The 11,687-nt window shown below is 61.3% G+C and carries 11 protein-coding genes and 3 tRNA genes; 5 read left to right on the forward strand and 9 right to left on the reverse strand.

All coding sequences use genetic code 11. The features are described 5' to 3' along the window. The 3 genes from tuf to ACTJKE_RS09790 all read right to left on the reverse strand — a co-directional run. Nucleotides 1-1,157: elongation factor Tu (gene tuf, locus ACTJKE_RS09780; RefSeq protein WP_057252251.1), on the reverse strand; the 1,157-nt coding region annotated here is incomplete at its 3' end. A 273-nt stretch (nt 1,158-1,430) separates the two neighbouring features. Beyond that, nucleotides 1,431-1,504, reverse strand: a tRNA-Gly gene (locus tag ACTJKE_RS09785). Nucleotides 1,505-1,527: 23 nt separating this feature from the next. Continuing rightward, nucleotides 1,528-1,612 (reverse strand) — tRNA-Tyr (locus ACTJKE_RS09790). 218 nt (nt 1,613-1,830) lie between these two features. Between ACTJKE_RS09790 and ACTJKE_RS09795 the strand changes: the two genes are divergently transcribed. Further along, on the forward strand, nt 1,831-2,706 hold the full coding sequence (locus tag ACTJKE_RS09795) for a TrmH family RNA methyltransferase (protein WP_113132767.1): 876 nt from the start codon (nt 1,831-1,833) through the stop codon (nt 2,704-2,706). A gap of 134 nt (nt 2,707-2,840) precedes the next feature. After that, nucleotides 2,841-3,557 carry an AprI/Inh family metalloprotease inhibitor gene (locus tag ACTJKE_RS09800; RefSeq protein WP_082615946.1) on the forward strand — a complete coding sequence of 239 codons (717 nt, stop codon included), beginning with the start codon at nt 2,841-2,843 and terminating at the stop codon, nt 3,555-3,557. Here ACTJKE_RS09800 and ACTJKE_RS09805 read toward each other — a convergent pair. Further along, nucleotides 3,547-3,798 carry a hypothetical protein gene (locus tag ACTJKE_RS09805; RefSeq protein ID WP_162261311.1) on the reverse strand — a complete coding sequence of 84 codons (252 nt, stop codon included), beginning with the start codon at nt 3,796-3,798 and terminating at the stop codon, nt 3,547-3,549. The genes ACTJKE_RS09800 and ACTJKE_RS09805 overlap by 11 nt on opposite strands. Before the next feature lie 160 nt (nt 3,799-3,958). Continuing rightward, a complete protein-coding gene (locus ACTJKE_RS09810) occupies nt 3,959-4,579 on the reverse strand; it encodes an FMN-dependent NADH-azoreductase (protein ID WP_113132766.1) in 621 nt (206 codons plus the stop codon). Nucleotides 4,580-4,716: 137 nt separating this feature from the next. On the opposite strand from ACTJKE_RS09810, the gene ACTJKE_RS09815 reads away from it, so the two are divergent. Next, nucleotides 4,717-5,658: a LysR family transcriptional regulator gene (locus tag ACTJKE_RS09815; RefSeq protein ID WP_057252255.1), complete on the forward strand. Its 942-nt coding sequence runs from the start codon at nt 4,717-4,719 to the stop codon at nt 5,656-5,658. 19 nt (nt 5,659-5,677) lie between these two features. Here ACTJKE_RS09815 and ACTJKE_RS09820 read toward each other — a convergent pair whose 3' ends face one another. Beyond that, nucleotides 5,678-5,950 (reverse strand): VOC family protein, encoded by a 273-nt coding sequence (locus tag ACTJKE_RS09820; protein WP_162261312.1) that lies wholly within the window; start codon nt 5,948-5,950, stop codon nt 5,678-5,680. 126 nt (nt 5,951-6,076) lie between these two features. Then, nucleotides 6,077-6,152 (reverse strand) — tRNA-Thr (locus ACTJKE_RS09825). 157 nt (nt 6,153-6,309) lie between these two features. Between ACTJKE_RS09825 and ACTJKE_RS09830 the strand changes: the two genes are divergently transcribed. Both ACTJKE_RS09830 and ACTJKE_RS09835 read left to right on the forward strand, forming a co-directional pair. Then, nucleotides 6,310-7,083, forward strand: coding sequence for an NAD kinase (locus ACTJKE_RS09830; RefSeq protein ID WP_057252257.1), 774 nt, complete (start codon nt 6,310-6,312; stop codon nt 7,081-7,083). A gap of 209 nt (nt 7,084-7,292) precedes the next feature. Continuing rightward, nucleotides 7,293-7,781, forward strand: coding sequence for a hypothetical protein (locus ACTJKE_RS09835; RefSeq protein ID WP_057252258.1), 489 nt, complete (start codon nt 7,293-7,295; stop codon nt 7,779-7,781). Nucleotides 7,782-7,845: 64 nt separating this feature from the next. Here ACTJKE_RS09835 and prfB read toward each other — a convergent pair. After that, nucleotides 7,846-8,977 (reverse strand): peptide chain release factor 2 gene (prfB, locus tag ACTJKE_RS09840; RefSeq protein WP_112995481.1). Its coding sequence is split into 2 segments (ribosomal slippage): nt 7,846-8,907 and nt 8,909-8,977, totalling 1,131 coding nucleotides; the frame shifts between segments, so codons are not numbered across the junction. A 96-nt stretch (nt 8,978-9,073) separates the two neighbouring features. Further along, nucleotides 9,074-11,527: a penicillin-binding protein 1A gene (locus ACTJKE_RS09845; RefSeq protein WP_057252260.1), complete on the reverse strand. Its 2,454-nt coding sequence runs from the start codon at nt 11,525-11,527 to the stop codon at nt 9,074-9,076. Nucleotides 11,528-11,687 lie beyond the last annotated feature (160 nt).

Below are 11,687 nucleotides of genomic sequence, written 5' to 3' on the forward strand. Positions count from 1 at the left end.
ACGATGCCTGCGCCGACGGTACGGCCGCCTTCGCGGATCGCGAAGCGCAGCTTTTCTTCCATCGCGATCGGAACGATCAGCTCGACGGCAACGGTGACGTTGTCGCCCGGCATGACCATTTCCGTGCCTTCCGGCAGCGTCACGATGCCCGTCACGTCCGTCGTGCGGAAGTAGAACTGCGGACGGTAATTCGTGAAGAACGGCGTATGACGGCCGCCTTCTTCCTTCGTCAGGATGTAGGCTTCGGCCATGAACTTCTTGTGCGGCTTGACCGAACCCGGCTTGCACAGGATCTGGCCACGCTCAACGCCGTCACGGTTAACACCACGGATCAGCGCGCCGATGTTGTCGCCGGCCTGGCCCTGGTCGAGCAGCTTGCGGAACATTTCAACGCCCGTAACCGTCGTCTTCGACGTGTCGCGGATGCCGACGATTTCAACTTCTTCGCCGACCTTGACGATACCGCGCTCAACGCGACCGGTCACAACCGTACCACGGCCCGAGATCGAGAACACGTCTTCGATCGGCATCAGGAACGGCTGGTCGATCGGACGCTCCGGCGTCGGGATGTAGGCGTCAACAGCGGCCATCAGCTCGCGGATCGCGTCTTCGCCGATCTTCTTGTCCGAATCTTCCAGAGCTGCAAGAGCCGAGCCCTTGATGATCGGAATGTCGTCGCCCGGGAATTCGTAGGACGACAGAAGTTCGCGAACTTCGAGTTCGACGAGCTCGAGAAGCTCGGCGTCGTCAACCTGGTCGACCTTGTTGAGGAACACGACGATTGCCGGAACGCCAACCTGGCGGGCGAGCAGGATGTGCTCGCGGGTCTGCGGCATCGGGCCGTCAGCAGCCGAGCAAACCAGGATCGCGCCGTCCATCTGAGCCGCACCGGTGATCATGTTCTTGACGTAGTCGGCGTGGCCGGGGCAGTCAACGTGAGCGTAGTGACGGTTCGGCGTCTCGTACTCAACGTGGGCCGTCGAAATGGTGATACCACGGGCCTTTTCTTCCGGCGCAGCGTCGATCTGGTCATACGCCTTGAACTCGCCGAAGTACTTCGTGATCGCTGCGGTCAGCGACGTCTTGCCATGGTCAACGTGGCCAATCGTGCCAATGTTAACGTGCGGCTTGTTGCGCTCAAATTTGCTCTTTGCCATGGGTACGTTTCCTGTGGTCAAGTATGAATGATCAGCCGGCAGGGCCGGTTTGTGGAGCCGTTTAAGGGTTTCAGGGGATTTGCGCAAGACTTAATTGCGTACGCCCGGACCGGTCGCCGACGGCCTTTTCCTGCCGATATGTAAGAACGCTGAAGCGCCGACACAAGGGCAGGCATGCGCGAATCACGGATCGCTCCGCAAGCAAGACAAACAATGACTTACCGCGAAGCGTTGGAGCATCGGATTAATTCGGATAAGGAGGCTGTTCGCTGCTGGAGCGGGTAGCGGGAATCGAACCCGCGTATTCAGCTTGGAAGGCTGCTGCTCTACCATTGAGCTATACCCGCGGGCCTTCGATCCAGAAGCAGAATGGTGGAGGGAGTTGGATTTGAACCAACGTAGGCTGAGCCAACGGATTTACAGTCCGTCCCCTTTAACCACTCGGGCATCCCTCCATTATTCTGTCGGGATCTTTCGACCAAGCATTTGAGATCGTGAGACAACCAGCGACGCGTCGTTGCCGCCTCTCGATCTGTGGCCGGGTATATGACCGCCCTCTTTCCTCCTGTCAACACGGGTCAGTGGAAAATTTCCGAATTTCTCCACAGCGACAATTCCGGACCGCTCATCGAAAACCATTTCGCCACGCCTGCAACCCCTCTATAAGACGCCCATGAGCAAAGATCACACCGGCGACAAGAGCGCCAAGGACACCCATTACGCCAACCTCAGGCGCGCCCACCGCGACGCCAAGCGGGAACGCGGCGAAATCCCAACGCTAAAACAGGAGAAGCGCCGCAAGGCGCCGGCCGACTGGAAGCCACCGCAGCTCGCGCCCGAGCAGGTTCTGCTCTACGGCCTGCATACGGTTCGCGCCGCCCTCGACAATCCGGCGCGCCAGTTCGTTCGCCTCAGCGTGACGCCGAACGCCGCTGCAAGATTGGAGCTCGACGAGCTTTCGGCCCTGCCCTTCCCGGTCGAAACCGTGACGCCGCAGGATCTCGACAAGATCCTCGGCCCCGATGCGATCCACCAGGGCGTGATGCTCGAGACGCGCCCCTTGCCGCATCGCAAGCTCGAAGCGCTTCGCGACTGCCCGCTGATTCTGGTGCTCGACCAAGTGACGGATCCGCACAATGTCGGCGCCATCATGCGTTCCGCCGTCGCCTTCGATGCCGGTGCGTTGATCACCACCATGCGCCACAGCCCGACCGAATCGGGCGTTCTCGCCAAATCCGCCTCGGGCGCGCTGGAAATGATTCCCTATATCCAGATCACCAATCTTGCGGATGCCATCGAAGAACTCCATCGGCTGGGCTTCCAGACGATCGGCCTCGATTCGGAAGGACCGCAGCCGCTTGAAGGAACATTCAGCGGTGAGAAGATCGCGCTCGTTCTCGGCTCCGAGGGCAAGGGACTGCGGCAGAAGACCCGTTCGATCGTGACCGACCTTGCCCGCCTCGACATGCCGGGCGCGATCAAGTCGCTGAACGTGTCGAACGCGGCAGCAATCGCCATGTATGCCGCGCGCCAGTTCCTGAACCGCTGACATCCACGCGCAGCCGGCCGCCCATGGCGACGACCAAGCGGGCGACGGCGTCATCCCACACTGCTGCAAGGGCTGGCGCATTGACGCGAAAATGTGACTGTGGAAATCTCCGCGCGTTGGGATCGGAGAGCTCCATGGTTGTCGCAGTTGCGTCACGCGTTCCTATGTTTCGGCTGCTCGTTCTGGGTGCAGTCTGCCTCGGTTCACACACCGCCTTCGCCGCCGGCGACATCGATCCCGGGATCATCGCGGCGCAGGCGGGCGACTATCTGGTCGCGCCGCTCGATGGCGCCGAAGGATGCAAGCTCACCCTCACCGCCGATGAGGCGATCGGCGGCTACGCAGTTACCGGAGCCGAGGGTTGCGCCAAGAGTGTGCCAACCCTTGCCGACGTCGCCGCCTGGAATTTCGACGGGAACGGCGGCCTGCTGCTGATCGACGTCCTGCGAAAAGTCCATGCCCGCTTTGAAGAGAGCGAGGGATCCCCGCTCCTGACGAACGGCGAGGACGGGCCTCGACTGGCCCTCGTAACCGCGGTGGACGGCATCTCGCATCTGCCGGCGCCGGCAAACATGAAAGGCGCGTGGCAGATGAAACGGCCGGGCGGAACCGCCATCTGCCATGTGCGCTTTAAGGAGGCTGCCGACAGTGACGGCAATTTTGCACTGTCCGTCGAAGAGCCATGCGATAGCGCCGTCAGAAAATTGAAACTGAAGAGCTGGACGGCGAACGGACTTGGCATAACCCTGCTCGGCGAAGACGGCAGCTCGCTCGCGTTCACCGCCACACCTTCCGGCTTCGAAAAAGACCGTAATGAGGGCGGCAAGCCGCTGCTCCTCGTCAGAAACTGACCAATTGCTCCGTAGGGCTCAGCGGCGTGCTCATGCCGGCCGCCGTCGGGCAGCCGTCACGCAGCTTCTTCCAGGTGGAGACGTTGAGGTTCATTTCGCAGCGCGCCATATAGACGTTGCCGTCGACCCTTAGGCAGGCGATCTGTCCGAGCTCATATTTCGAACCGTCGCGGTTGCGGCACGTGCAATTGTGTGCGCGCGCCGCGTCGGCGGCGAGCAGTGCAGCCACCGCAGCGGTCATGCCCAACAGAATTGTCCGCCGGTCCACCATCGATGCATTATAAAGCAGATTGTGAAATCCCAAAACGGACAATGCCGGCTGCGTTTGCAACCGGCACCGTCCGCACGCAGGGCCTGGGCCCCTCCACCGGATCACGTCAGTGACCCGCTGAACCTATATGTTAGCTCGCCAGGCGAAGGACGTTGCCTTCCGCGATGGCCTTTTCAGCCTCAGCGATCGCAAACTGCTTGGAATCGGCGCTGAGGTTGAGACCTTCGGCACGGACAAATTCCACATCTGTGACGCCCAGGAAGCCGAAGACCGTCTTCAGGTAGGATTCCTGGTGGTCCATGACGGCGGCCGGGCCGGCGGAGTAGTGACCGCCGCGGGTCGAGGCGACGATGATCTTCTTGCCCTTGGCGAGGCCTTCCGGACCATTTTCGGTGTAGCGGAATGTCTTGCCGGAGACGGCGATGCGGTCGATCCAGGCTTTCAGCTGGCTCGGGATGCCAAAGTTGTACATCGGGGCGCCGATGACGACCGTGTCGGCCGCCAGGAATTCTTCGAGCATGTCGCGGCCAAGCTTGACGTCGGCGGCAAGGTCGGCATCCACGCCTGCGAGATCGGCGGGAGCCATGATCTGGGCGCCGGTCAAATGCGGGAGCGAGCTGGCGGCGAGATCACGATAGGTCACGGTGGCATCCGGGCGGTCAGCCTTGATCTGAGCGGCGAGTGCGGCCGTCAGGCGACGGGAAACCGAGTGATCGCCGAGGATACCAGAGTCGATATGAAGAACGTTCATGGGAACACCTTTGTGTTTGCGTTGCGGTGCTCCACATATGAGCGGAAAACAATCGACCGATAAGCCAGCGGATATTTGACATACTGTTTCCAGACGGAAACAATCGGGCAAAGCATCCGGACCTCGGAGACAGGACAATGCAGGATCTGAACGATCTCGGGCTCTTTGCCGCCGTCGTGCGCAACAACGGCTTCAGCGCTGCCGCACGCGATCTCAATATACCCAAATCCAAACTCAGCAAACATGTGGCCCGCCTCGAGGAACAGCTCGGCGTGCGGTTGCTTGAACGTTCGACCCGCAAGCTGCGTGTCACCGACATCGGCCGGGTTTTCTATGAACATTGCCAGGGGCTGCTCGACGGCGTCGCGGCCGCCGAAGCCGAAATTGCGGCGGTGCGGGCTGAACCTTCGGGCACCGTCAGGCTCGCCTGCCCACTCGGCTTCACCCCGATGCTCGCGGATATCCTGCCGGCGTTTCACCGGCGTTATCCCGGCGTGCGGCTCCTGATCACCGCCACCAACCGGCGCATCGACCTGATCGAAGAACGGATCGATGTGGCGCTCCGCGCCCGCGGCCAGCTCGATACCGACAATCAGCTGATCATCCGCAAATTCGGCGAGGTTCGCGAGCGGCTCGCCGCTAGCCCGACGTTCCTTGCCCGCTCGGGCGACATCACCATCGACAACCTCAGCCAGCAGGCGACGCTGTCGATGAACGAACAACACCCGACCGACGTCTGGCGGCTCGTCTCATCCGACGGAAACACGACGGAAATCTCCCATCGTCCGATCATCGGCTGCAGCGACTTCCTGATCCTCGAACGCGCCGCGATCGAAGGCATGGGCGTGGCGCTGTTGCCGGACCATATCTGCGAGCGCGCCTTCCGCGCCGGCGTGCTCGTGCCGGTGCTGCCGGAATGGACCTCGAACGACGTCGTGGTGCACCTCGTCTTCCCGTCTCGCCAGGGCATGCTGCCGGCGACCCGGGCGCTGATCGACTATCTCGCCGAAAACCTTCTCAACGCCCTGCAGAAATGCCGGGAGGTTCCGATGCGCATGGCCCCCTCGTTCGACATCTGACATCGCGAGGCAGTCCCGCTCAGCACCGGCAAATCATCAAGACATTGCCGTCGGGGTCGCGGATCGTGAACCATTGCTCGAATTGCACCGGCGTGACGATCTCGACACCGAGGGCGACCGCGTGATGATGTGCCGCAGCCACGTCTTCGGTATCGAAATGAAAGAGCGGCGCATCCTGCGGCCTCCCGAGAGCGAATATTCTCGCATCGAGAATCAATCGTGCGCCGTTACCCTTTGGAAAGACCGCGAGGTGGCCGTGCACGGTTTCCGGTTCGTCGACCTGGATCGGCACGCCTTTCTTATGGCGATCCTTGCTGAACGTGATTGACTGCTCAATTCGCAGCTTGGCCCCGCGTCTCAAATCCGAATGCGGTTAAAGCTTCAAAACATGCGCGATTTCAGCAGAAAAAGGCAGATGTGGTGCCCCCAGAGAGACTCGAACTCCCGACCTACTGATTACAAATCAGCCGCTCTACCAACTGAGCTATAAGGGCACTTGCTGCGGTGGGAGTTACCATAATCTCATCCGGTGTAAAGCAAAATTGCGAATTCTCCCAATTTTTCAGATGCGTTCGGCTTCGGGCCATGCCAGAAACGATGGACAGAGATCGCCGCTAGCGGCATGCAACGCATCGAACGGACCACTGTTTCATGGCCAGAACGTTCAACTCCTTCGCCTTCCTCGCCTCTTCTGCGGAGGAGGCGCAAAAGGCTGCGGCTGATCTCAAGGCGATCTATGGTGACAACGATCCGGCGAAGGCCGATGTGATCGTAGCGCTCGGCGGCGACGGCTTCATGCTGCAGACGCTGCACCAGACCATGAACAGCGGCAAACTGGTCTACGGCATGAACCGCGGCTCCGTCGGCTTCCTGATGAACCGGTACAGCACCGAGAACCTGACGGACCGCATCTGCCAGGCAGTCGAGAACGCGTTCCATCCGCTGGAGATGCAGACGACCGACGTCTACGGCGAGAGCTTCACGGCGCTTGCGATCAACGAAGTCTACCTCTTCCGCCAGTCCTATCAGGCTGCAAAGCTTCGCGTCCTCATCGACGGAAAGACAAGGCTCCAGGAGCTGACCTGCGACGGCCTGCTGGTGGCGACACCAGCCGGTTCCACCGCCTACAACCTCTCCGCCCATGGGCCGATCCTGCCGCTCGAAGCACCGCTTCTGGCCATGACGCCGGTCAGCGCCTTCCGTCCACGCCGCTGGCGCGGCGCGCTCTTGCCGAACCATGTCACGGTCGAGATCGAAATCCTGGAAGCCGACAAGCGGCCGGTGAACGCCGTGGCGGACCATCAGGAAGTAAAGTCGGTGGTCAAGGTGCGGATCGCCGAATCGGAGAACATGACGGCGCGCATCCTCTCGGATCCCGATCATTCCTGGTCGGACCGCATCCTGGCCGAGCAATTTTCGAACTGAACGCACGTTCTCCGCGCGATATGTTATGATCCTCCACGGCTCGTTTTCCGACGGCTACTGCATGTTTTCCTTTAATCGTAGCCGATTAAAGGACAAAAACATGCAGCAATTCAAAGTGCTACAGCGACCTTTGCGCGTCTGATAAGACGCGCGGCGCTGTAGGAGCGAAGCGGCAGCGGAGCTGCGGTTTGAAAGGACGACAATCCCCAATGCAAAGATCCGCCCTCCTCGCGCTTCTCCTGTTCGTGAGCACCGCCGGCGCCAGGGCCGAGGACGCCAACGTCGTGCCGCCGCAGGCTACCTTTGTCACGAGCACCGGCTACTGGGAGGAAAGCGGAGCGCCGCTTTCATCACTCGATCCCAATGCGGCCGCCGAGAAGCAAACCGACGCCCGCCGCGGCTACTACAAGCTGATCGCGCTTCGCCAGACGGATGGCACGGCACAGGTCCATCTGCAGCAGATCGAAGCGACGCCAGCCGGACCGGTGGTGGTTTCCTCGGCGGAGCTCGAAGAGTTCTCGGCGCTCAAAGCCTATGTCACCGACATTCGCCCGGAGACCTCAACCGGCGTCACCGCGCAGCCGGGCATGTTCGCGACCGTCTATCTGAAGACAGATCCGACCGCCCGCGAACCGGAGACCTGGACCGTGCTCATCGATGATCTCGGCGACATCAAGGTCGAGCGCGCCTCGAACTGAGCAAAAGAAAAGGCCGGATGCGAACACCCGGCCTTCTTCAATTCAAGAACTCTCGCAACGACGCTTAGTTCAAATCGTCGACGACTGCATCCGCGCCACCGCTGACACGGTGCGCAAGCGCCGCCTCCATGAACTCGTTGAGCTCGCCGTCGAGCACATCGCCCGGTGCGGTGCTCTCGACCCCGGTGCGCATGTCCTTGACCAGCTGGTAAGGCTGCAGAACGTAGGAGCGGATCTGGTGGCCCCAGCCGATATCCGTCTTTGACGCAGCCTCGGCGTTTGCCGCCTCTTCGCGCTTCTTCAACTCCGACTCGTAGAGACGCGCACGCAGCATGTCCCAGGCCTTGGCCCGGTTCTTGTGCTGTGAGCGCTCCTGCTGGCACTGCACGACGATACCGGACGGCATATGCGTAATACGCACGGCCGAGTCGGTCGTGTTGACGTGCTGGCCACCGGCACCAGACGAGCGGTAGGTGTCGATGCGGCAGTCACTCTCGTTGATGTCGATCTGGATCGAATCGTCGACCACCGGGTAGACCCAGATCGACGAGAACGAGGTGTGGCGGCGCGCATTGCTGTCATAGGGCGAAATGCGAACGAGGCGATGCACGCCCGATTCGGTCTTCAGCCAACCATAGGCATTGTGGCCCTTGACGAGCAGCGTCGCAGACTTGATGCCGGCTTCTTCACCGTCCTGGATTTCAAGAAGCTCGACCTTATATCCCTGGCGCTCGGACCAACGGGTGTACATGCGCAGAAGCATGTTGGCCCAGTCCTGGCTTTCGGTACCGCCGGCGCCGGAATGCACTTCGAGATAGGTGTCGTTCTGATCGGCCTCGCCGGAAAGCATGGCCTCGACCTGCTTCTTGGCCGCTTCGTTGCGCAGTTCACGCAGCGCCTGTTCGGCATCCGCGATGATCGCCGCGTCGCCCTCTTCCTCGCCGAGCTCGATGAGTTCGATGTTGTCGTTGAGCTGCTGCTCGAAACGACGCAGGCCATTGATGCCGTCGTCGAGTTGCTGGCGCTCGCGCATCAGCTTCTGTGCTTCCGAAGCATCGTTCCACAAGGTCGGATCTTCCGCCTTGTTGTTCAACCAGTCCAGTCGTCTTACCGCCTGATCCCAGTCAAAGATGCCTCCTCAGCAGGCTTATGGCCTGCTTGATTTCGTCGACAATGTTCTCGATTTCGCTGCGCATAATCCTGCTTCTTGTGAACCCGATATGAAATTGAGCGTCAAATAGCGATGCCCGCCGCTGATGTAAAGGCGGCGGGCATCGCGAGAGGGGAAAGGCTTAGAACAGACCGTTGGAGCCCGAGGTCACCGCCTGGTTCGCCTGCGGCGAGTTCTTCAGGATTTCCTCCGGCGGCACGTATTGATCGAGCCCGCCGATGACCGAGAAGGTGTCGGCCGGGCCGGTGCCGGGCTTGAAGGCCTCGATGATCGTGTCCGGCTCACCCTCTTGGGCGGCCATGCCGGTCTTGCGGTTGACGGCGACCATGCTCATGCCCTCGGGCACAACGAACTTGCTCGGGCGGGTGTCCTTGACGGCTTCCTGCATGAAGTCGTTGAAGATCGGCACCGCGAGGCTGCCGCCGGTGGCACCGCGGCCGAGCGGGGCCGGATTGTCGAAGCCGAGGTAGAGGCCGGCAACCATGTCGGGCGTGTAGCCGACGAACCAGGCGTCCTTTTCGTCATTTGTCGTGCCGGTCTTGCCGGCAACCGGACGATCGAGCTTGATCTTGCCGGCGGCCGTGCCGCGCAGCACCACGCCCTCCATCATCGACGTGATCTGGTAGGAGGTCATGGGGTCGAGCACCTGCTCGCGATTGTCGGTCAGGACGGGTTCTTCCTGGCTCTGCCAGTCGCCCGCGTTGCAGTTGTCGCAGGTGCGGTCCTCATGCCGGAAAATCGTCTTGCCATAGCGGTCCTGAATACGGTCGATCAGCGACGGCTTGATCTGCTTGCCGCCGTTGGCGAGCACCGAATAGGCCGAGACCATACGCAGAACCGTCGTTTCGCCGGAGCCCAGCGACATCGCGAGCAGCGGCGGCATCTTGTCGTAAATGCCGAAGCGTTCGGCATATTCGGCGACCAGATTCATGCCCATGTCGTTGGCGAGGCGAACCGTCATCAGGTTGCGCGATTTCTCGATGCCGAGGCGCAGCGTCGACGGACCGGCGGAGCCGCCGCCATAGTTTTCAGGACGCCAGACCTGACCGCCCGCGACGATTTCGATCGGGGCATCGAGAATGACCGATGCCGGCGTGTAGCCGTTGTCGAGTGCTGCGGCGTAGACGAAGGGCTTGAAGGACGAACCCGGCTGACGCATCGCCTGCGTCGCGCGGTTGAATTCCGACTGGCCATAGGAGAAGCCACCGACCATCGCCAGGACGCGGCCGGTCTTCGGATCCATCGCGACGAGACCACCCTGCACCTTCGGCGGCTGGCGCAGGCGATATTCGCCCTTTTCGGCGAGCGGCTCAACGTAGACAACGTCGCCGGCGCCGAAGACGCCTTCGGGGGATTTCGCCGACTTGCGGTCGCCAGTCGCCGAACGGTAGGCCCACTGCATGTTCTTGGCGGAGATGTGTCCGGTGACGCGCTCGGCCACGATTTTGCCCGATGCTTCCTTCTCCGGCTGGATGCCGATCTCGGCGCCCTGTGCGTCGACAGAGAGAACAACGGCGAGCTTCCACTCCGGCACGTCGCTGAAGGCGACGACGGCACCAAGCGGCTCACCCCAATCGCCACCGATCTCGATCGACTTCACCGGACCATGGAAGCCGCGGCGCTCGTCGTAGGTCAGCAGACCCGCCTGCAGCGCCTTACGGGCCGCGATCTGCAGACGCGGATCGAGCGAGGTGCGAACCGACAGGCCGCCCTCATAGAGCGCGTTGTCGCCGTATTTCTGAATGATCTGCCGGCGGACTTCCTCGGCGAAGAAATCGGAGGCGAAGAGATGCGCGCCGCCGCGGCGCGGGTTGACACCGAGCGGCTGCTTCTTGGCTTCTTCGCCGTCGGCCTTGGTGACGTAGCCGTTCTCGACCATGCGGTCGATCACCCAGTTGCGGCGTTCGATGGCGGCTTCGGTCTTGCGGAACGGATGGTAGTTGGCCGGTCCCTTCGGGAGCGCTGCGAGATAGGCGGTCTCGGCAATGGTAAGCTCGGTTACCGACTTGTCGAAATAGGTCAGCGCCGCACCGGCAATACCGTAGGAATTCAGGCCGAAGAAGATCTCGTTGAGATAGAGTTCAAGGATCCGGTCCTTGCTGTAGGCCTGCTCGATGCGGAACGAAAGGATCGCTTCCTTGACCTTGCGGTCGATCGTCTGGTCCGAGCTCAGCAGGAAGTTCTTTGCCACCTGCTGCGTGATCGTCGATGCGCCAACCGGGCGACGGCCGGAACCGAAGTTCTGCAGGTTCACCGCGATAGCGCGGGCGAGACCTGTGATATCGACACCCGGATGCTGGTAGAAGTTTTTGTCTTCGGCGGAGATGAAGGCTGCCTTGACGCGATCAGGAATCGCCTGGATCGGCAGATAGAGACGCCGCTCACGGGCATATTCCGCCATCAGCGCGCCATTGCCGGCATGAAAGCGCGTCGTTACAGGCGGCGAGTATTTCGCCAGCACCTCGTAGTCCGGTAGATCCTTGGTGACGACGCCCAGATAAAGCGCCACGGCTCCAGCCACGCCAAGCAGCAGAAACGCACCAATCCCGAAGAAATATCCAATCAGCCTGATCATCAGTCAGATACCGGTACCTTAATTATCGTTCAATTGCCGGACCGCCGAGCGACAGTCCATGCTCTGTCCCGCCGGCTTAATTGCGTCAGTCCGACCAAACTCTTCCGTCAGAAATCGTCTGGCTTCGCAGCAACCCGCTAAGCCCGGCTCCTCATATGGC

The sequence above is a fragment of the Ensifer sp. 22521 genome, assembly GCF_052044795.1.
GTDB lineage: Bacteria > Pseudomonadota > Alphaproteobacteria > Rhizobiales > Rhizobiaceae > Ensifer.